The organism is Actinoplanes hulinensis, from assembly GCF_019429605.1.
Classification (GTDB): domain Bacteria; phylum Actinomycetota; class Actinomycetes; order Mycobacteriales; family Micromonosporaceae; genus Actinoplanes; species Actinoplanes campanulatus.
Genome location: NZ_JAHXZI010000001.1, coordinates 372,584 through 391,403, shown reverse-complemented (window position 1 = coordinate 391,403; position 18,820 = coordinate 372,584). Strand labels below are relative to the sequence as shown.

Below are 18,820 nucleotides of genomic sequence, written 5' to 3'. Positions count from 1 at the left end.
TGGCACGATTGGTGCCCATGGACCTGCTCACTCTCGCCGACGTAGAGGCCGCCCGAGATCTGCTCGCCCCGGTGGTCAAGAAGACGCCGCTGATCCCGTCCCGGCCGCTCGGCGAGATCACCGGGGTGCCGGTCTGGCTCAAGTGCGAGAACCAGCAGCGCGCCGGGTCGTACAAGGTGCGGGGCGCCTACACCCGGATCGCCCGGCTGTCCGGCGCGGAGCGCTCGCGCGGTGTGGTCGCCGCCAGCGCCGGCAACCACGCCCAGGGGGTGGCTCTCGCGGCGGGTCTGCTCGGCACGCGGGCGACCGTCTTCATGCCGGAGGGCGCGCCGCTGCCCAAGGTCTCCGCCACCAAGGGGTACGGCGCCGCCGTCGAGTACGCCGGGACCAGTGTCGACGACGCGCTGGAGGCGGCCTACGACTTCGCGGCCACCACCGGGGCGGTGCTGATCCACCCGTTCGACCACGCGGACGTCATCGCCGGCCAGGGCACCGTGGCGCTGGAGATCCTGGAGCAGCGGCCGGAGGTGACCACGATCGTGACCGCGGTCGGCGGCGGCGGGCTGATCTCCGGTGTGGCGGTCGCGGCCAAGGCGTTGCGGCCGGACATCCGGATCGTCGGGGTGCAGGCGGCCGGCGCTGCGGCGTACCCCGTCTCGCTCGAAGCCGGAGCGCCCCGGAAGCTGGACGCGTGCGCCACCATCGCCGACGGCATCGCCGTCCGGCGGCCCGGCGATCTGCCCTTCGCGCATGTCGCGAAGCTGGTCGACGAGATCGTCACGGTGCAGGACGAGGACCTGTCGGCGGCTCTGCTGGTGCTGCTGGAACGGCACAAGACGGTGGTCGAGCCGGCCGGGGCGGCGGCCGTCGCGGCGCTGCTGACCGGGGCGTACGTCCCCCTCGACGGCCCGGTCGTGGCGATCCTGTCCGGCGGCAACATCGACCCGATGCTGCTGATGCGGGTGATCGAGCACGGGCTGGCCTCGGCGGGCCGGTTCCTGCGGCTCGCGGTGCGCTGCACCGACCGGCCCGGGCAGCTGGCGCGGCTGCTGCGCGAGATCGCCGGGCAGCGGGCGAACGTGGTCGACGTGAACCACTCGCGGCAGAGCCCGCGGCTCAGCTTCGGCGAGGTCGAGGTGGCGCTGTCGGTGGAGACGCGGGGGCCGGCGCACTCGTCGGCGCTGATCAAGGCGTTGCGCGACGCCGGCTACCGGGTGGCGCTGCTGGCCGACTCCACGCCCTGAGAACGCGAAACGGCCCGCGGCGGATGCGCCGCGGGCCGTCGTGAAGTGATCAGCCCTCGAACGGGCCGAACTCGACCACGGTGACCTTGATGTCGGCGCCGCTGGGGGCCGTGTAGGTCACCGTCTGTCCGGGGCGGGCACCGAGAATGGCCTGGCCCAGGGCCGACTCGGGGCTGTAGACCGTGTGCGCGGTGGTGGACGAGATCTCCCGGGAACCGAGCAGGAACGTCTCGGTGTCGGTCTGGTCGTCGTCGAAGTAGATCGTCACGACCGAGCCCGGGGTGACCGTGTCGCTCTTCTGGACCTCGCCGATCTCCGAGTTGCGCAGGAACTCCTTCAAGTACAGGATCCGGCCCTCTTGGCGGCTCTGCTCCTCGCGTGCGGCGTGGTAGCCGCCGTTCTCCCGCAGGTCGCCTTCCTCGCGCCGGGCGTTGATCTCCGCAGCTATCGCCGGCCGGTTGGCGATCAACTCGTCGAGCTCGGCCTGCAGCCGGTCGTGAGCGTCCTGGGAGAGCCAGGTCTTCGGCGTCTCGGAACTGGACACGGTCGATCTCCTTGCTGGAACTGGGCAATGTCACTGCCAGGGAGTCACTGCTAGGGGGTCACTGCTCGGATCCTGAACGCAGCGAATCACCAAGCTTACCAGCGGTACACACTCCGGCCGGAAGTCGAAAGTTTCGCGCGTCTAGCCGGCCGCGCGGCAGCCCATCACGTCACCGACCGCCGCCCGGGCCGTGGTGGTCACCGGCTCCCGGAGCGTGACCGAGCCGCCGTCGGCCGGCGCCGGGATGGTCACCGGCCGGCGGCCCACCTCGAAGCCGTCGTAGTCGCGGGCCCGCAACATGCAGTACGCCTGACCGCCCTCGGGCACCCGCACCCGGAACTCGATCACCATCCGGGTGTCCGACGGGATGCTCCAGCCGACGATCTCCGGACTGTAGTCGGTCTGCCCGTACTTGTCGTAGTAGGCGACCGTGAGCCCGCCCAGGAGCAGCGCGAACACCGCCACGGCGAGCGCGAACGGCCAACGGCTCCGGCCGCCCTCACGGCGGCGGCCGTACCGGCCGGGCGGGAAGACCGGCGCTGTGGTGTGCGTCTCGCTCACCTGTCGACCTCTCGTGCGTTCGTTGTCGGTGGGATCGGCCAGAATGGCAGAGTCCATCTTCGCAGCCGATCCCGGTCTGCCCGCGGCAGGCCTGGTCGAGAGGATTTCAACACCGTGGCCGAGCAATTGCGTCTGATGACCGTGCACGCGCACCCCGACGACGAGTCGAGCAAGGGTGCCGCCACCATGGCGAAATACATCGCCGAGGGTGTCCAGGTGCTGGTCGCGACCTGTACCGGTGGGGAGCGGGGCAGCGTCCTCAACCCCAAGATGGACCGGCCCGAGGTGCTCGCCGACATCGCCAACATCCGCCGCGCCGAGATGGACCGGGCGCGCGAGATCCTCGGCGTCGACCAGGCCTGGCTCGGTTTCGTCGACTCCGGCCTGCCCGAGGGCGACCCGCTGCCGCCGCTGCCGGAGGGCTGCTTCGGCCTCCAGGACCCGGAGGAGGCGGCGAAACCGCTGATCAAGCTGATCCGCGAGTTCCGGCCGCACGTCATGACGACCTATGACGAGAACGGCGGCTACCCGCACCCGGACCACATCATGTGCCACAAGATCTCGGTGGTGGCCTTCGACGCGGCCGGCGACCCGGAGAAGTACCCGGAGCTCGGCGAGCCGTGGCAGCCCTCGAAGCTGTACTACAACTCCGGCTGGACCCGCGCGCGGATGCTCGCGCTGCACGAGGGCATGCTCGCGGCCGGGCTCGAGTCGCCCTACACGGAGTGGCTGGAGAAGTGGTCGGACCGGCACGACCGGGGCGACAAGATCACCACCCGGGTCGAGTGCGGAGAGTATTTCGGCGTTCGCGACGACGCGCTGCGCGCCCATGCCACCCAGGTCGACCCGGACGGGTTCTGGTTCCACATCCCGCTCGAGATGCAGCAGAAGGTGTGGCCCACCGAGGACTTCGAGCTGGCCCGCTCGGTCGTCGACAGCCCGATTCCGGAGTCCGACCTGTTCGCGGGCATCCGGGAGAAGGTCGGCGCCCACTGAGCAGTAGGCTGGCGGGGTGGACGTAGTTTTCGCGGTCAACAACTTCGGTGACACCCGATCGGGCGGTCTGGCCGGCCCGATGGGCCTGTTCCTGATCGTCCTGATGTGCGTAGCGACCGTGCTGCTGATCCGCAACATGAACAAGCGCATTCGTCGGCTTCCCGACAGTTTCCCGGTGGCCGGTGAGCGGGATCGTGTGGCGCAGATCGCCCAGGACGCCGCCGGCGCCGGGAGTTCCGGCGCCGCGGCGGCCGCCGAGGTCGAGCCCGATCGATCGGGGCCGGCCGCTGGACCAGCAGAAGCCGAGGTCGCGGGCGTGTCCGAGGAGCAAAGTGGATCCGCGCCCGGCGACGGGCGCGAGCGCTCCTGATCGAGACGCCCGCCGGCCGGCCCGCGTGGTTTCGGCCCTCGCGCGCCGAGTGTGTCCCTTCCGGCGACGTCAAGCCCTGTTGCGTTCATCGCGATTGATTTAGCCTTCCGCCCGGGGGCCGTACGGCCCTCGGACCCTGCGCGGAAGGGGGGCGCCGACATGACCACGGTTCGGCGCCGACTATCGGTAACCGCGCTGCACGTGCATCCGGCCGTGCGCAGGCGGGCGTCGCCATGACGTCCCCATCGCGTTCCCGGCTCGGTCCCGCCGGGTTGTCCGGCCGCCCCCGCCCGGTGCGGATCCTCACCGCCGTCGTCGTGATCGCCGCCGCCGCGGCCGTCGTCCTCGGGGCGTTCCAGCCCGTGCGGCCGGCCGACGGCCGCCCGCTCGCCCCGTTCTACGGCGTCTGCGTGGCCGCCGTGCTCGCCGCCATCGCCCAGCTCGCCGGCCTGCGGTTCCGGCTCGGCCCGGACGCCGTGTCGGTCAGCTGGGCGGAGGCCGCCGTGGTGGTCGGCTTCGTGCTGGCCCCGGCCGGCTGGCTGCCCGCCGCCACCCTGGCCGGCACCGGCGCCGCGTGGCTGGTGCTCGCCTGGTTCACCGGCCTGCGCAACGTCACCGAGATCGTGCACCTGATCGCCTCGATGACCCTCGGCGTGGCCGGGGCCGCCCTGGTCACCTCGATGCTGGCCGGTGACGTGCCGGTGCACAGCGCCCGGCTGCCGCTCGCCCTGATGGCCGGCGCCGGCACCTACCTGCTCATCACGTTCGGCCTGGTGGTGCTCACCCTGATGCTGCACCGGGACACCCACCCCGGGCAGATCGCCACCCGGGTGCTCTACGCCAAGCTGCCGATGACCGTGGGGAACCTGATCGTCGGCCTGTGCGCGGTCTACGCCCTGATCCGGGAGCCGTTCTGGCTGCTCGCCTTCGGGCCGGTGCTGTGGCTGCTGCACCGCACCTACCGGTTCCACCTGCGCGCCGCCGAGGAGCGCCGGATGTGGGAGGCCTTCGCGGCCGCCACCGCCCGGCTGCCCGGCGCCAGCGAGGCCGAGGTGGCCCGGGCCGGACTGCTCGGCGCGCTCGACGTCTTCGGCGCCCGCCGGGCCGAGCTGGAGGTCCGCACCGGGCACGGCTGCCGGCGTTACGCCCAGGACCTTCCCGGACTGCTGGACTCGACCTGTGGCCGCTCCGGCCCGGCGATCACCCGCACCATGGCGGTGTCCGGCCGCCCGGTCGGCGAGCTCACCGTCTGGCTCGCCGAGCCCGGGCTGCCGGTGCCGCGCGACGAGGCGGCGATCGCGGCGTACGGGGAGGCGCTGGCCGGGGCCCTGCACGACGCGGCCGCCCACCAGCGGATCGTCGAGGTCGAGGCGCGCGCCGCCCACGAGCGGGTGCACGACCCGCTCACCGGCCTGATCAACCGGGCCTCGCTCAGCGCCGAGGGCGACCCGCTGGTGCGCGCGCTCGACCGGGACCGTCCGGTCGCGCTGCTGCTGCTCGACGTGGTCGGGTTCGGCGAGGTGAACAGCACGCTCGGCCACGGCGGCGGTGACGAGGTGCTGCGCCTGATCGCGGACCGGCTCAGCGGCCTGATCCGGGACGGGGAACTGATCGGGCGGACCGGGGACGACGAGTTCGCCCTGCTGGCGCCGGTCGCGACGCTGGCCGACTCGGCCGCCCCGGCACACGGCGAGCCCAGCCCGCTGCCGACTGCCCTGCGCCGGGCCCGGGAGCTGGTCGAACAGCTGCGGGTGCCGATGGAGGTGGCCGGGGTTCGGCTGTCGATCGAGGTGACCGTCGGCGTGGCGGTGGAGCGGGCCGGCCAGTGCGAGGTGGGCGAGCTGCTGCGCCGCGCGTCGCTGGCGACCACGCGGGCCAGGGAGCTGGGCGTCACCGTCGGGACGTACGACAGCGGGCAGGACGCGAGCAGCACCGACCGGCTGGCGCTGCTCGCCGACCTCCAGGACGCGTTCGCCGCCGACGACCAGATCATGCTGCACCTGCAACCCGCCGTGGACCTGGTCACCTCCGAGCCGACCGGGGTCGAGGCGCTGGTCCGCTGGCGGCACCCTCGGCGTGGCTACCTGTCGCCGGCCGAGTTCCTGCCCGCCGTGGAGCGCAGCGAGCTGCTCATCCCGTTCACCCGGCGGGTGCTCGACCTGGCCCTCGCCTCGGCGGCGGACTGGACGGCGAACGGCATCGACGTACCGGTCTCGGTGAACGTCTCGGCCCGCAGCCTCACCGACCCGACCTTCCCGGCGCAGGTGACCGAGGCGCTGCGCCGGCACCGTACCCCCGCGTCGCGGCTGGTCCTGGAGATCACCGAGTCGGTGGCGGTCAGCGAGCAGGAGATCGTCGACGAGGTGCTGGCCCGGCTGCGGTCCTCCGGCGTCCAGGTGTCGCTCGACGACTTCGGCACCGGTTTCTCCTCGCTGGCGTCGGTCACCCGGATGCCGGTCGACGAGATCAAGATCGACCGGTCGTTCGTGGACGAGATGATCGACTCGGCGGCGGCCGGCGCGGTGGTGCGCGGCGCGGTCGAGCTCGGCGCCCGGCTGGGCGTGCGGGTGGTCGCCGAGGGCATCGAGACGATCGAGCAGCGGGCCGCCCTCATCGCGCTCGGCTGCCCGTCCGCGCAGGGCTACCACTTCTGCAAGCCGATGCCCGCCGACACGATCGTTCAAGCGTTGTCGCAGCTGGCCCGGTCGGCCTCCGGTGGCAATGTGACCCCGTTGCGCGCGGACGACGCCTCGACCGCGTGAGAGGCCGGCGCCACCTCGCCCGGCGCCGACGGTCCCCCCGCCTCAGATGGCGATGAAGCCGGTCCAGAGGCCGACGACGCCGAAGACTCCGGCGGCCACGATCAGGATGCAGAGGACGATTTCGGTGGGTGTGAACAGCCGGCGGCCTCGTTCGCTGCGGGCCTTGACGTAGAGCAGGGTGGCGGGGGCGAGGAGTACCGAGCACAGCAGCAGGAACTTCAGACCGGCGGCTTCGAACAGGAACAGTGTGTAGGCGGTCGCGATGCCGGCGATGATCGTCTCTTTGCGGCGGGTCCGGGCGGACACTCCCTGGTAGGAGTCGCCGGTGAGGCCGAGTTTCAGTGCGTATGCGGCGGCGAGGAAGTAGGGGATCAGCGCGAGGCTGGTGCACAGGTCGAGCATGAAGTTGAGCGCGTCGGTCAGCACGAGGGTGACCGCGAGCAGCAGTTGGACGGACAGTGAGGTGACGACGAGCGCGGTGATCGGGGTCGCCTTGTCGTTCTCCTTGCCGAGGAAGGCGGGGAAGTCCTCGTTGTGGGCCGGGATGTACATCACCTCGGCGGCCATCAGGGTCCAGGCCAGGTAGGCGCCGAGGACGGAGATGATGACGCCGGCGCTGATGAACCAGCGGCCCCAGTCGCCGACGACGTGTTCGAACACGCCGATCATCGAGGGCTGGCGGGTTCCGGCGATCTCCGGCTGGGTCATCACCGCATAGCTCGACAACGTCACCAGGGAAAAGATCGACAGTACGGTCAGGAAGCCCAGCACGGTCGCCTTGCCGACGTCCTCGCGTCGTTTGGCGTAGCGGGAGTAGACGCTGGCGCCCTCGATGCCGAGGAACACGAACGTCGTGATGATCATGGTGTTGCGGACCTGCTCGTTGAGCGATCCGAGGTCGCCGTAATCGGTGGCGGTCCAGTTGTCGGCGAAGATGCCGGCGTCGAACGACACGAACAGCACGACGATGAAGACCAGGATCGGAACGATCTTGAGGACGGTCACGATCCGGTTGATGACGGCCGCGTCGCGGACGCCACGCGCGATGACGAAGTGGAACAGCCAGACGCCGACGGTGGACAGCGCCAGTGCCAGGACGGTGTCGCCGTCGCCGAAGGCGGGGAAGAACGCGCCGAGCGTCGCGGAGATGAAGACCCAGTAGAAGGCGTTGCCGGCGACCGAGCTGGCCCAGAAACCGATCGCGGAGTTGAAGCCGGCGTAGTCGCCGAAGCCGGCCTTGGCGTAGATGAAGACTCCGGAGTCCAGGTCGGGTTTGCGGATGGCGAGGTTCTGGAAGACGAAGGCGAGCATCAGCATCCCGGTTCCGGCGATCGCCCAGGCGATCAGCGACCCGAGGATGCCGGTGGCCACACCGAAGCGTGCCGGCAACGAGAAGACGCCCGCGCCGACCATGCTGCCGACCACCATCGCGGTGAGCGTGGGCAGGCTCATCTTGCCCGGTGTCACGACCGGGGAGTCGGCAACCGGGGTGTGAGCGGCGGTGTCGGCCATGGTCAGTCACTCCGTTCTGGTGACGGGTCGACCGTGGCGGGCTCGACCCTTTCGATCTTGAAGCCGGTGACGCCGTACAGCACGCTCAGTGCGGGACTGGCGTAGCAGAAGATGGCGTACGGCAGGTAGAGCAGGGTGGATACGCCGAGGGTGGCGCCCATGAACGCCCCGCACGAGTTCCACGGCACCAGCGGTGAGGTGACCGTGCCGCTGTCGGCGGTCAGCCGGGACAGGTTCGTCGCGGCGAGACCGCGGCGGGCGAACTCGGCCCGGAAGATGCGGGCGGGCAGGATCAGGGCGATGTACTGGTCGCCGGCGACGATGTTCAGGCCGAAGGCGCACCCGAACACGGTGAGGAACAGCCGGCCGGTGCTCTTCGCGGAGGTGATCATCGGGTCGACCAGTCGCGTGATCAGCCCGAACCTTTCCAGCAGGACGCCGAAGGTCACGGCTCCGAAGATCAGCCACAGGGTGAACAGCATGCTCGACATGCCGCCGCGGGAGACGAGCCGGTCGACGTCGGCGAGGCCGGTGTCGGCGTGGAACCCGGTCGCCATCGCCAGCCAGGTCGCCTTGATCGATTCCACCAGCATGTTGCCCTGCCCGGCGATGAAGTCGGCGATGACCTGCTGCTGGGTGAACGCGGCGAGCACGCCGGCGAACAGCGACGAGACGAGCAGGGCCAGTGACGCCGGCGCCTTGCGCACCGACAGCACGATCAGCAGCACCAGCGGCAACAGGTTGACCGGGCTGATCCAGAACAGCTGGTCGAGGTCGGCCAGTTCGGTGGACGTCGCCACGGCGTCCTGCACGTCCGGGGCCCTGACCAGGCCCAGGACGAAGAAGACGGCCAGCGCGATCAGGAAGGCCGGGCCGGAGGTCCACACCTGGCGTTTGATGTGCTCGCGTGGGTCGACCCCGGCCATCTGCGCGGTCAGGATGGTGGTCTCCGACAGCGGTGAGGTCTTGTCGCCGAGGTAGGCCCCCGAGATCACCGCCCCCGCTGTGATCGCGGCCGAGACGTCGAGCAGGGTGGCGATCCCGACCAGGCCCACGCCGATCGTCGCCGCGGTGGTCCAGGAACTGCCGATGCTCAACGCGACGATCCCGCAGATGATCGCCGTGGCCGCGTAGAACCACGACGGCGAGAGCACCTGGATGCCGTAGTAGACCAGCGTGGGGATGGTGCCGGACAGGTTCCAGGTGCCGATCAGCGCGCCGACGGCCAGCAGGATGAACACGGCGCTGGTCACCGAGCCCATCGCCTCCTGGCCGGCGCTCTGCACCTGCTGCCAGGTGTGCCCGTTCTTCAGCGCGATCAACGCCGCGATCGCGGCGCACATCACCAGAGCCACCTGTAGCGGCCCGTCCAGCGAGTCCAGACCGAACAGGGCCAGGGAACCCGCGATCAGCGTGGCCAGCGCGATCAGCGGGAGGACGGCATCGAGCAGCGACGGTCGTCTGACCGGCGGTCCTTCGGGTTCTGCCATGGCGCATCTCTCCGAACACCGGACGCGTTGTCAGAAGTCCACGGCGTCGCGGATCAGTGGGCAGGTCATGCAGTGCCCGCCGCCCCGGCCCCGGCCGAGTTCGGCGCCGACGATCGTGATGACCTCGACACCGGCTCGGCGCAGCAGCGCGTTCGTCTGGGTGTTGCGGTCGTAGGTGAACACCACGCCGGGCTCGACCGCGACCGCGTTGTTGCCGCTGTCCCACTGCTGCCGCTCGGACGCGTACACGTCGCCGCCGGTCTCGATGACCCGTAGTTCCTTCAGGTTCAGGGATTCGGCGACCACGTCGAGGAACTTGCGGTCGCCCTCGTCGACCACCTCGACGCCGGGGTCCTTGTCGCTGGGCAGCAGGGAGAACGCGTGAATGCCGTCCACGATGGCCGGGTAGACCGTGACGATGTCCCGGTCGGCGAAGGTGAAGACGGTGTCCAGGTGCATCGCGGCCCGCAGTTTCGGCATCCCGGCCACGATGACGCGCTCGGCCGCGCCCGCCGCGAACAGCGCCGCCGCCACCTGGGTGATGGCGTGCCGCGACGTGCGCTCACTCATCCCCGCGAGCACCACGCCGTTACCGACCGGCATGACGTCGCCGCCCTCGAACGTCGACAGACCCCAGTCCTGCTCGGGGTCGCCCCACCAGACGGTCGCGCCGGCGAAGTCGGGGTGGAACCGGTAGACGGCCTTCATCAGCAGGGTCTCGTCGTGCCGGGCCGGCCAGTACAGCGGGTTGAGGGTGACCCCGCCGTACAGCCAGCAGGTGGTGTCCCGGGTGTAGAGCGTGTTCGGCAGCGGCGGCATCAGGTACTCCCGGACGCCGGTCTGCTCCCTCGCGAGGGACAGGTACCCGGAGCGGAAGTCGTCCGGCAGGTCCGAGGTGGCCAGCCCGCCGATCAGGAACTCGCTGAGTTCCCGGGGTTTGAGCTCATCAAGGAACGCCCGGGTCTCGGTGAGCAGGCCGAGTCCCACCTCGTTGGCGATGATCTTGCGATCCAGCAGCCATGCCCTGGCGTCCGGGATCGCCATGGTGTCGGCCAGCAGGTCGTGCAGCTCGACCACCTCGACCCCGCGGTTGCGCAGCTTGTTCACGAAATCCAGATGATCGCGCTGTGCGTTCTCCACCCACATCACGTCGTCGAACAGCAGGTCGTCGGCGTTGGTGGGGGTGAGCCGACGATGTGCCAGCCCCGGTGCGCAGACCAGGACCTTGCGCAGTCGGCCGACCTCCGAATGGACCCCGAAGCTGTTGGTGGGCATGACGTATCTCCTCCGGTCAGGGGTGACTGACGGTCACGGTCGTCCGCTGCGAGGAGCCGCCGCACTCGATAACGGTCAAATGCGATATATTGCACCCTCTGTCTCTGGCGTGCTCGGCATCGCAACTCACTCAAACCTCGAGTCGGCGTGGATCAAGACCGCCCCGAAACACTAGGCATTGGCTGGTGGCGGCGGCCTCATCCGCTGCGGATGATCCTTAAGGCATTGACATCTGTAGATGGATGTGATCCTCGGCGAGTCAATCGACGCGGACGAGAAGCGCACCGAGTAGTGTGGTGGCGGAAATGCTGGGGCATCCGCCCTCTGGCGGTTGTCACTGCCGGGAGACCGGGCCCTGATGCGGCGGCCGGTGGATCGAGGCGTCCCGGGAGCGTCAAGATCAGGAGTTGCAGGGATGGCTAACCGGCTCGCCGGCGCAACGTCGCCTTATCTGTTGCAGCACAAGGAGAACCCGGTCGACTGGTGGCCCTGGGGAGAGGCCGCCTTCGATGAGGCGCGCCGCCGGGACGTGCCCGTCCTGATCTCGGTGGGATACGCGGCCTGCCACTGGTGTCACGTGATGGCGCACGAATCCTTCGAGGACGAGTCGATCGCCGCGCTGCTCAACGACGGGTTCGTCGCGATCAAGGTGGACCGCGAGGAGCGGCCCGACGTCGACGCCGTCTACATGACCGCCACGCAGGCGATGACCGGCCAGGGCGGCTGGCCGATGACGGTCTTCGCCACACCCGGCGGCGAGCCGTTCTTCTGCGGCACCTACTTTCCGAAACAGAGCTTCGCCCACCTGCTCGACTCGGTCACCACCGCCTGGCGGGAGCAGCGCGACGACGTGCTGGCCCAGGGCGCTGCGGTGGTCCAGGCCGTCGGCGGGGCCCAGCTGGTCGGTGGCCCGACGACGCCGATCTCCGCGGATCTGCTCGGCGCCGCGATGATCGCCCTCCGCAAGGACCACGATCAGACGTACGGGGGATTCGGCGGCGCCCCCAAGTTCCCGCCGCACATGAACCTGCTCTTCCTGCTCCGCCACCACGAGCGCACCGGATCGGCGGAGGCGCTCGAGACGGTCCGCCACACGTGTGAGCAGATGGCCCGCGGCGGCCTCTACGACCAGCTGGCCGGTGGCTTCGCGCGGTACTCGGTGGACGCCACGTGGACGGTTCCGCACTTCGAGAAGATGCTGTACGACAACGCGCTGCTGCTCCGGGTCTACACCCAGCTGTGGCGGCTCACCGGGGACGTGATCGCCCGCCGGGTCGCCGACGAGACCGCCGCCTTCCTGCTGCGTGACCTCGGCACCGGGCCCGGCGGTCTGGCCTCCGCACTGGACGCCGACGCCGCCGGGGTGGAGGGCTCGACGTACGCGTGGACGTCCGCCGAGCTGGTCGAGGCGCTCGGCGAGGAGGACGGCCGCTGGGCCGCCGACCTGTTCCGGGTAACGCCGACGGGCACCTTCGAAAACGGGAAGAGCGTGCTGGTCCTGGCCCGCGACATCGACGAGGCCGACCCCACGCTGATCGCCCGCTGGCAGGACGTCCGGCAGCGCCTGCTCACCGTTCGGGCCGCCCGCCCGCAGCCGGCCCGCGACGACAAGGTGGTCGCCGCCTGGAACGGTCTGGCGATCACCGCCCTGGCCGAGCACGGCGTGCTCACCGGCTCGGAGGCCTCCCGCGCGGCGGCGGTCAGCCTGGCCGGGGTGCTGGCCGTCCGGCACCTGGTCGACGGCCGTCTGCGCCGGATCTCCCGCGACGGCGTGGCCGGCGAACCGGCCGGGGTGCTGGAGGACTACGGCTGCGTGGCCGAGGCGTTCCTGGCCGTCCACCAGATCACCGCCGACCCGCGCTGGCCCGCCCTGGCGAAACAGCTGCTGGACGTGGTGCTGGACCACTTCGGCACCGGGCAGGGCGGTTTCTACGACACCGCCGACGACGCCGAGAAGCTGCTCACCCGCCCCGCCGACCCGACCGACAACGCCACCCCGTCCGGCGCGTCGTCGGTCTGCGCGGCCCTGGTCGCCTGCGCGGCCCTCACCGGCGAGACGTCCTATCGGGAGGCGGCCGACACGGCGCTGGCCACCCTGGGGCCGCTGATCGAGGGCCATCCGCGCTTCGCCGGCTACGCGGCCGCCGTCGCCGAGGCGGCGCTCGCCGGGCCGTACGAGATCGCCGTGGCCACCACCGACCCGTCGGATCCACTGGCCGAGGCCGCTTTCCGGCACGCCCCCGGCGGTTCGGTCGTCGTCGTTGGCGAGCCGGACCGGCCCGGCGTGCCGCTGCTGGCCGACCGTCCGCTGCTCGACGGCCGCGCCACCGCCTATGTGTGCCGAGGATTCGTCTGCGACCGCCCGGTCACGACCCCCGCCGATCTGCTCACCCGGCTCGCCAGGTAGCCGGGAACGGCGAGAGGTCGGCCGGTCGCGCCCGGAGGGCGTCGACGGTGGTGGTGCGGTCGGGGGCGCGGTAGCCGTACCACGGAATGGGGTTGATTTTGGGGTTGATCTGCGGCGTCGCTAGGCTGACTGGGCGATGGATACCCGAACCGGACTGCCTGTAGTCGGCATGGTGGGAGGCGGGCAGCTGGCCCGGATGACCCACCAGGCCGCCATTTCCCTCGGCCAGTCACTGCGTGTGCTCAGTGAGAAGCCCGATGACAGCGCCGCGCTCGTCGCGGCCGACGTGCCGATCGGCACGCACACCGATCTCGCGGCGCTGCGCGAGTTCGCCAAGGGGTGCGACGCCGTCACCTTCGACCACGAGCACGTGCCGACCGAGCACATCGAGGCGCTCGAGGCCGAGGGCGTGAAGATCTTCCCGGGCTCGAAGGCGCTGGTCTTCGCCCAGGACAAGGGGCTCATGCGGGAGCGTCTCGCCGAGCTGGGCGCGCCGGTGCCGCGCTGGGCGCGGATCGCCACGGCCTCCGACGTGGAGACCTTCGCGGGCGGCTCCTGGCCGGTGGTGGCCAAGGCGACAAGAGGGGGGTACGACGGACGCGGCGTCTGGATGGTCGGCTCCCCGGAGGCGGCCGCGGACCTGGTGTCCACCGGCATCCCGCTGATCGTCGAGGAGAAGGTGGCCCTCAAGCGGGAGCTCGCCGCCCTCGTGGCGCGGTCGCCGTTCGGGCAGGTGGCGGCGTACCCGGTGGTGGAGACCGTGCAGCGCGACGGGATCTGCGTCGAGGTGATCGCGCCCGCGCCCGGCCTGTCCGACGAGCGCGCGCTGGAGGCCCAGCAGCTCGCCATCGACCTGGCCACTGAGCTGGGTGTGGTCGGCCTGCTGGCCGTCGAGCTGTTCGAGACCGACGCCGGCATCGTGGTCAACGAGCTGGCCATGCGCCCGCACAACTCCGGCCACTGGACCATCGAGGGCGCCCGGACCTCGCAGTTCGAGCAGCACCTGCGGGCCGTGCTGGACTATCCGATGGGCTCCACGGCGCTGGCCGCCCCGGTCGTCGTGATGGCGAACGTGCTGGGTGGCGAGCCCGGCGGCATCTCGATCGACGAGCGGCTGCACCACCTGTTCGCGACCGATCCGGGCGCGCGGGTGCACCTGTACGGCAAGCAGGTCCGGCCCGGCCGCAAGATCGGCCACGTGACCGTGCTCGGCGACGATCTGACCGAGGTGCGGGCGCGGGCCGCGCGCGCCGCCCAATGGCTCCAGGAAGGCGTGTAGATGACCCCGCGTGTCGGCATCATCATGGGCAGCGACTCGGACTGGCCCACCATGGAGGCGGCCGCCGTCGCGCTCGCCGAGTTCGAGGTGCCGTTCGAGGTCGGCGTGGTCTCCGCGCACCGGACCGTGCGCAAGATGGTGGACTACGCCGAGTCCGCGGCCGGCCGGGGCATCCAGGCGATCATCGCCGGGGCCGGCGGGGCCGCCCACCTGCCGGGCATGGTGGCCTCGCTCACCCCGCTGCCGGTGATCGGCGTCCCGGTGCCGCTCAAGCACCTGGACGGGATGGACTCGCTGCTGTCGATCGTGCAGATGCCGGCCGGTGTGCCGGTGGCGACCGTGTCGATCGGTGGGGCGCGCAACGCCGGCCTGCTCGCGGTCCGGGTCCTCGGGGCGTCCGATCCGGTGCTGCGGCAGCGGATGGCGGAGTTCCAGAAGGGCCTGGAGGAGATGGTCGCCGAGAAGGACGCGGCGCTGCGCGAGAAGCTGATGGGCTAACCTCTCGCCCCTCGGAGCACGTAGAGGACGGCGCCGGCCGCGCAGGCGGCCAGCGCCGGCGCCCACGACCACCCGGCCGTCGACGGCTGCAACGGCCACGCCCACAGGTTCTCCCAGCCGCCGTCGCGGGCCGGGGACGCGCCGTAGACGGTGACGACGTAGGCGAACGCGGGCAGCCACGCCAGACGGGCGCCGATCAGCACCGCCGCCCCGGCGACCAGGCCGGTGCAGCCGAGCGTGTTGCGGACCAGGGCGTACGAGCCGTAGACGGCCGGGTCGTGCAGGCCGGTCGCCGCCAGCAGCAGCGCCACCAGCACGGTCGCGGCACCCACATGGGCGGCCCGGATCAGCCGCCAGCGGACCGGCGCGACACGCTCCAGCGACTCGTCGGCGCCGGCCAGGGTGCGGGCCAGCAGCAGCGCGGCCAGCAGCGGCGCGAGCGCCACGATCGGCACCCGGGCGGCCGGGCCGTCGAAGAACGGCCGGGTGGCCAGCCACTGCGCGGCCACCCAGGCGAACACGGTGACCAGGATCAGCCCGGCGCCGAACCGGGGGCCACCACGGGCCCGCAGGTGCAGCCGTAACGCGCGGGTGGTCATGACAGTGCCAGCCGGCCCAGCTCGGCGCGGTCACAGGCGCGGCTCGCGGCGAACACCCGTCCGATCCAGTCCCGTTGCCGCTCCTCGGTCAGGGCCGTCAGCTCGGGCGGCGGGTCGCCCTCCATCCAGAGGAAGGCCGCCAGCTCGGTCCGCCATGGAGCGTCCTCGGCCGGGTCACCGGTGGCATCCGGCGGCGGCGGGCAGCCGTTGTCGCCCAGGCTGCTCCGGAACGTCGTCTCCAGCCAGTCCCGGCGAGCCACCCCACCGGTGAGGGTGGCCTGATCGAGGAGGGAGAACCAGGCGGTGCCGGGGCGGTGCTCGCCCGGCCGGCGGACGTTCTCCTCGACGGCCTCGACCGGTGTCCCCGGAATGCCGGCCAGCCGCTCCAGGCCGGGCCGCAGCACCGCGTCGACGTCGGACAGCAGGAACTCGTTGATCAGGGTGACGCAGACCCGCGGGGCCCGCTCGGTGCACACCAGCGCGAGCGCGCCGGGATCCTCGGCCGGCTCACCCGCCGGAAGGGCCACGAGCAGCGTCCCGGCGAGCGCCGCCGGGGCGACGGCCGCCCACCAGCGGCGGGTCGCCAGCAGCAGGAACGTCACGGCGAGCAGCCCGAGCCAGGCCGCCTGCCAGACGTGGAAGGACGCCGGCCAGAACACGTACGACCGGAACTCGTCGGTCACCGGGGACAGGACCGCCCACCGGCTGTCCGGGAAGTAGACGGGCACCGCGAGCCCGACGTAGAGCGCCAGCCCGGCGACCGGCGGGATGACCCGCCCCGGGAGCCACCGGCCGATCAGGACGCCGAGAGCCGACGCGGCGGCCAGCCCGATCGAGACCACCGGCAGCGGCCCCCACCAGCCCGGACCGGCGTAGGTGGCGAGCCGTGCGGTCATGGCCGCGGCCACCAGCAGCGGCGGCAGCAGACCGGCCAGACCGCCCAGCGTCACCGCCGCCCAGCCGGCGAGCATCGGATGCCACGCCGGGCGCGGAACGGTCCCGAGCAGCTCCACCGTCCGGGCACGGCGGTCCCGGCCGGCCTGCCACGCGCCGGCGGCCAGGAACAGCGGGCACAGCACCAGGAGGCACGCCCGCAGATGGACGGCCAGGCCGCCCCACTGGCCCAGCCACGCCGCCGGGTTCACCACCAGCAGCCAGGCCAGCGCGACGGCCGTGGCCAGCGCCGCCAGTGGCGCGGAGCCGTGGCGCAGTTCGATGCGCAGAATCCGCCGGATCATGCGCGGGCCGCCCGCAGGACGGCCGTGTAGCCGCGTTCGATGGCGGAGTCACCGGCATCGCCGTCGCTGCCGGCCGCGGCCAGCTGCTCCGGCGTGCCGGTGAAGACCAGCCTGCCCCCGTCGACCAGGCTGACCCGTTCGCACGCCACCGCGACGTCCTCCACCAGATGCGTGCTGACCAGCACGCACGCGTCCACCCCCAGCTCCCGCAGCAGGGCCCGGAAATCCACCCGCTGCTCCGGGTCCAGCCCCGCGGTCGGCTCGTCGAGCAGCAGCAGCCGCGGGTCGTTGACGATCGCCTGGGCGATCCCGGCCCGGCGCTGCATGCCGCCGGAGAGCGTCTTCATCCGGTCGTCGGCCCGGTCCAGCAGTCCGACCCGCTCCAGCGCCCGGTCCACCGCGACCGGGATCCGGGCGGCCGGCATCTCCTTGAGCCAGGCGAAGTACTCGACGAACTCGCGCACCGTGAACCGCGGATAGAAGCCGAACGTCTGCGGCAGGTAGCCGAGCTGCCGGCGGACCTCCCGCAGCGCCTTCTCGTCGGCGATCGCCGAGCCCAGCAGCCGTACGCCACCGCCGTTCGGGCGGGCCACCGTGGCCAGCACCCGCATCAGCGTGGTCTTGCCGGCGCCGTTCGGGCCCAGCAGCCCGTGCACACCGGTGTCCAGCGCCAGATCCAGCCCGTTCAGCACGACCCGGCGGCCGTACCGGACCGTCAGCTCCTCGACGGCGACCGTCACCGGTGCGCCTCCCTTCGATAGGTGATGATCAGGGCCGCGGCGGCGGTGACCGCCAGCCAGGCCGGGGTGGTTCCCCCGGTGACCAGTTGGGCGCCGGCCTCCGGGCTCCACAGGGTGCCGGTCACCAGCAGGGCCCAGCCGCCGCCGACGACCGCCGCGGCCACCGCCGGGCCGGTCAGCGCGGCCAGAGCCAGGGTCAGCGCGGTCAGGGCACAGGACGGCAGCAGCCAGACGGCCGGCTCACCCAGGCCGGAGACCAGACCGCCGGCCGCGGCCACCGGCAGGGAGACGGCGAGCACCGACAGCGTGCGCCACAGGACGATGCGCAGCCCGCCGTACGCCGTGGACGCGACCAGCTCGTCCAGCGGATCGGTGTGCCGCCCGTAGGACACGGCCGTGCCCAGCACCGGCAGGACCGGGCCGTTCAGGAGCAGCAGCCAGTGCGGAACACGGTCGCCCACCGTGAGGGTGAGCAGGACCGTCACGGTCACCGCCGAGAACCAGGCGACCCGCGCCTGCGGCCCGGCCCCGATGAGCAGCCGGATCCGGCGTGCCCGGGTGGCCCGGCGGACCCGGCCCTGCGGCGGCAGGTCCATCGGCGCCGGTGGGACGGCCGGCGTGGCCGGCACCCGGGACCGGCAGGCCGCGCAGTCGTCCAGGTGCGCCTCCACCGACCAGGCGGCCGGCTCGGCCAGCCGGTTCTCGGCCCAGGCCAGCAGGTCGGCGTCGGCGACGTGGAAATCGGTCATGAGAGTGCCTCCCGCAGCTGCCGCCGGGCCCGCATGGCGCGGGTCTTCACCGTTCCCTCGGGTACGCCGAGCAGGACGGCCGCCTCCCGGACGCTCAGCCCGTCCAGGACCGTCGCCTGCAACACCGCGCGCAGTTCGGGGGAGAGCCGTCGCAGGGCGTCGATCACCGTGGTGTCCCAGACCCGGGTGAGCGCCTCGTCCTCGGCCGACGGATGGCGGCCGTGCTCCTCGTCGCCGAGCGCCACCACCGTGTGCGGCCGGACCGCGGCCCGCCGCTGCGAGTCGATCAGCCGGCTGAGCGCGATCGACCAGAGCCAGCCGGCCGACTGGGCGCCGCCCCGATAGCCGGCCGCCACCCGCCACACCGCCAGGAACGTCTCCTGGAGCAGCTCGGCGGCCAGCTCCGGATCGGCGCAGCGGCGGCGCAGACGGGCCGCCAGCCAGGGCGCGTGCGCGCGATAGAACGCCTGGAACGCGGCCCGGTCACCGGCCGCGATCCGGCGTAGCGCCGCGTCGTCTTCCATGCAGAGTATGGACGCAGCGTTTCAAGATCCGG

The 18,820-nt window shown here is 71.8% G+C and carries 17 protein-coding genes; 7 read left to right on the top strand and 10 right to left on the bottom strand.

The annotated features are described in order from the left end of the window. Nucleotides 1-17 precede the first annotated feature (17 nt). Nucleotides 18-1,244, top strand: a complete 1,227-nt coding sequence (gene ilvA / locus KZ829_RS01900; protein ID WP_220142125.1) for a threonine ammonia-lyase — start codon at nt 18-20, stop codon at nt 1,242-1,244. A 49-nt stretch (nt 1,245-1,293) separates the two neighbouring features. Here the strand turns inward: ilvA and greA are convergent, their stop codons facing one another. Together greA and KZ829_RS01890 are read right to left on the bottom strand one after the other, a co-directional pair. Further along, nucleotides 1,294-1,788: a transcription elongation factor GreA gene (gene greA / locus KZ829_RS01895; protein ID WP_183222988.1), complete on the bottom strand. Its 495-nt coding sequence runs from the start codon at nt 1,786-1,788 to the stop codon at nt 1,294-1,296. A 141-nt stretch (nt 1,789-1,929) separates the two neighbouring features. Further along, the gene (locus KZ829_RS01890) at nt 1,930-2,349 is read right to left on the bottom strand and encodes a DUF4307 domain-containing protein (protein WP_308285302.1); all 420 of its coding nucleotides are present in this window, start codon (nt 2,347-2,349) and stop codon (nt 1,930-1,932) included. Nucleotides 2,350-2,463: 114 nt separating this feature from the next. Here KZ829_RS01890 and mca point away from each other — a divergent pair, with 114 nt between their 5' ends. From mca to KZ829_RS01875, 3 genes are all read left to right on the top strand, one after another. Then, nucleotides 2,464-3,345: a mycothiol conjugate amidase Mca gene (mca, locus tag KZ829_RS01885; protein WP_220142123.1), complete on the top strand. Its 882-nt coding sequence runs from the start codon at nt 2,464-2,466 to the stop codon at nt 3,343-3,345. A gap of 79 nt (nt 3,346-3,424) precedes the next feature. After that, nucleotides 3,425-3,715, top strand: a complete 291-nt coding sequence (locus tag KZ829_RS01880) for a hypothetical protein (RefSeq protein ID WP_246634993.1) — start codon at nt 3,425-3,427, stop codon at nt 3,713-3,715. A gap of 233 nt (nt 3,716-3,948) precedes the next feature. After that, complete coding sequence (locus KZ829_RS01875) at nt 3,949-6,477, top strand: putative bifunctional diguanylate cyclase/phosphodiesterase (RefSeq protein ID WP_220142121.1); 2,529 nt, start codon at nt 3,949-3,951, stop codon at nt 6,475-6,477. A gap of 42 nt (nt 6,478-6,519) precedes the next feature. Here the strand turns inward: KZ829_RS01875 and KZ829_RS01870 are convergent, their stop codons facing one another. From KZ829_RS01870 to KZ829_RS01860, 3 genes are read right to left on the bottom strand one after another with little or no spacing between them, the layout of a single operon-like run. Next, nucleotides 6,520-7,989: a basic amino acid/polyamine antiporter gene (locus KZ829_RS01870; RefSeq protein ID WP_220142120.1), complete on the bottom strand. Its 1,470-nt coding sequence runs from the start codon at nt 7,987-7,989 to the stop codon at nt 6,520-6,522. 2 nt (nt 7,990-7,991) lie between these two features. Then, complete coding sequence (gene nhaC / locus KZ829_RS01865; RefSeq protein WP_246634897.1) at nt 7,992-9,479, bottom strand: Na+/H+ antiporter NhaC; 1,488 nt, start codon at nt 9,477-9,479, stop codon at nt 7,992-7,994. 30 nt (nt 9,480-9,509) lie between these two features. Beyond that, the gene (locus KZ829_RS01860; RefSeq protein WP_220142119.1) at nt 9,510-10,754 is read right to left on the bottom strand and encodes an arginine deiminase; all 1,245 of its coding nucleotides are present in this window, start codon (nt 10,752-10,754) and stop codon (nt 9,510-9,512) included. 415 nt (nt 10,755-11,169) lie between these two features. Between KZ829_RS01860 and KZ829_RS01855 the strand changes: the two genes are divergently transcribed. The 3 genes from KZ829_RS01855 (at nt 11,170) to purE (ending at nt 14,938) form a co-directional block, all read left to right on the top strand. Then, entirely contained in the window at nt 11,170-13,161 is a 1,992-nt protein-coding gene (locus tag KZ829_RS01855; RefSeq protein ID WP_220142118.1) for a thioredoxin domain-containing protein, read from the top strand. Between the two features lie 136 nt (nt 13,162-13,297). Continuing rightward, on the top strand, nt 13,298-14,440 hold the full coding sequence (locus KZ829_RS01850) for a 5-(carboxyamino)imidazole ribonucleotide synthase (RefSeq protein WP_220142117.1): 1,143 nt from the start codon (nt 13,298-13,300) through the stop codon (nt 14,438-14,440). Continuing rightward, entirely contained in the window at nt 14,441-14,938 is a 498-nt protein-coding gene (purE, locus tag KZ829_RS01845; protein WP_220142116.1) for a 5-(carboxyamino)imidazole ribonucleotide mutase, read from the top strand. It abuts the gene before it with no gap. Here purE and KZ829_RS01840 read toward each other — a convergent pair. From KZ829_RS01840 to KZ829_RS01820, 5 genes are read right to left on the bottom strand one after another with little or no spacing between them, the layout of a single operon-like run. Continuing rightward, nucleotides 14,935-15,537, bottom strand: coding sequence for a hypothetical protein (locus KZ829_RS01840; protein ID WP_220142115.1), 603 nt, complete (start codon nt 15,535-15,537; stop codon nt 14,935-14,937). The genes purE and KZ829_RS01840 overlap by 4 nt on opposite strands. Continuing rightward, nucleotides 15,534-16,775, bottom strand: a complete 1,242-nt coding sequence (locus KZ829_RS01835; RefSeq protein ID WP_220142114.1) for a hypothetical protein — start codon at nt 16,773-16,775, stop codon at nt 15,534-15,536. The genes KZ829_RS01840 and KZ829_RS01835 overlap by 4 nt, the downstream gene beginning before the upstream one ends. Then, complete coding sequence (locus tag KZ829_RS01830) at nt 16,772-17,515, bottom strand: ABC transporter ATP-binding protein (RefSeq protein ID WP_220142113.1); 744 nt, start codon at nt 17,513-17,515, stop codon at nt 16,772-16,774. The genes KZ829_RS01835 and KZ829_RS01830 overlap by 4 nt, the downstream gene beginning before the upstream one ends. Next, complete coding sequence (locus KZ829_RS01825) at nt 17,512-18,264, bottom strand: zf-HC2 domain-containing protein (protein WP_220142112.1); 753 nt, start codon at nt 18,262-18,264, stop codon at nt 17,512-17,514. Before KZ829_RS01825 ends, KZ829_RS01830 begins: the two co-directional genes overlap by 4 nt. After that, nucleotides 18,261-18,797: an RNA polymerase sigma factor gene (locus KZ829_RS01820; protein ID WP_372453832.1), complete on the bottom strand. Its 537-nt coding sequence runs from the start codon at nt 18,795-18,797 to the stop codon at nt 18,261-18,263. Before KZ829_RS01820 ends, KZ829_RS01825 begins: the two co-directional genes overlap by 4 nt. Nucleotides 18,798-18,820 lie beyond the last annotated feature (23 nt).